The sequence below is a fragment of the Moorena sp. SIO3I6 genome (genome assembly GCF_010672095.1).
This window is the reverse complement of sequence record NZ_JAAHHU010001457.1, coordinates 1-1258: the sequence shown is the minus strand read 5'-3', so window position 1 is coordinate 1258 and position 1258 is coordinate 1. Positions and strand designations below refer to the sequence as shown.

The following is a 1258-nucleotide window of genomic DNA, read 5'->3' as shown; positions in this document are numbered from 1 at the left end:
CAAGATCCCGTAAATTTCACGGTGTTGCATGTAATTGTTAGTCAGTATTTTTTGATAGAGTTGCCACTGACTCTCAAAGATATTAGGTGACTGTTCTGTTTTCATAAAACACCTTTTTTGTACTTTGTAAAAACCACTTATAGTTTATGTTACTTCTTAAAAAACACATAGTGAAATCCAAACCCCAGCCAGGATTTGAGATTTCGTAAGCTATCAGTCAGCTAAAAGCCTACGGCCACGCTACTTGAGGTGCTATCAGCGTGTCGCGTATCAGCTATCAGCTTTTAGCTCACGGCTGACCGCTAAATACTTACCATAGTATTAATCCCGATCCAGGTTGGATAGTTGACTATTCACATGAGCCAGATAGCTAGAATCATTGATGGTTTCTGGGGATAATCTTCCTCTTTCAATAGCACTGGCTACGAGGTCTTTGGCGGTAATTCTCTTGGTTTTTACAGCGCTGATGAAACTAGCATTACTGGGAATCCCTTGCTCAGAAAAGTAACCTTGATAACCGAGATAGACCAGGTTAAAGGGTTTAACTTCGACAATATTGTTACGGCTGGTGGTAGAGTTGGCAGCGATTTCTGATGCTAAGACGGGAGTGGTAGCAGTAGCAAGTAATAATGTGCCTAAACTGCCAAGTACGAGACGTTTCATGTTTGTTTCTCCTAAAATTGATTCGCTTAATTGGTTAACTGCTTATATTTAATTACTAGAATGTAGGTATTAACTTATGTAAGCATTCAGCTAATCCGCTTTTAGCTCACGGCTAAATGCTTACCTAAGTATTAATCCCGATCAAGGGTGGATAGTTGAGTGTTAACATGAGCCAGATAGCTAGAATCATTGATGGTTTCTGGGGATAATCTTCCTCTTTCAATAGCACTGGCTACGAGGTCTTTAGCGGTAATTCTCTTGGTTTTTACAGCGCTGATGAAACCAGCATTACTGGGAATACCTTGCTCAGAAAAGTAACCTTGATAACCGAGATAGACCAGGTTAAAGGGTTTAACTTCGACAATATTGTTACGGCTGGTGGTAGAATTGGCAGCGATTTCTGATGCTAAGACGGGAGTGGTAGCGGTAGCAATCAATAAAGTGCCTAAACTGCCAAGTACGAGACCTTTCATGTTTGTTTCTCCTAAGATTTATTTGCTTAATTGGTTAACGGCTTTTTTTTAATTACTAGAATGTAGCTCTTAACTTATGTAAGTATTAATCCCGATCCAGGTTAGATAGTTGACTATTCACA

The 1258-nt window shown here is 39.7% G+C and carries 2 protein-coding genes; both read right to left on the bottom strand.

All coding sequences use genetic code 11. The features are described from left to right. Positions 1 to 321: 321 nt before the first annotated feature. Positions 322 to 663: a hypothetical protein gene (locus tag F6K49_RS50235; protein WP_293110345.1), complete on the bottom strand. Its 342-nt coding sequence runs from the start codon at positions 661 to 663 to the stop codon at positions 322 to 324. A 131-nt stretch (positions 664 to 794) separates the two neighbouring features. After that, positions 795 to 1136 (bottom strand): hypothetical protein, encoded by a 342-nt coding sequence (locus F6K49_RS50230; protein WP_293110343.1) that lies wholly within the window; start codon positions 1134 to 1136, stop codon positions 795 to 797. Positions 1137 to 1258 lie beyond the last annotated feature (122 nt).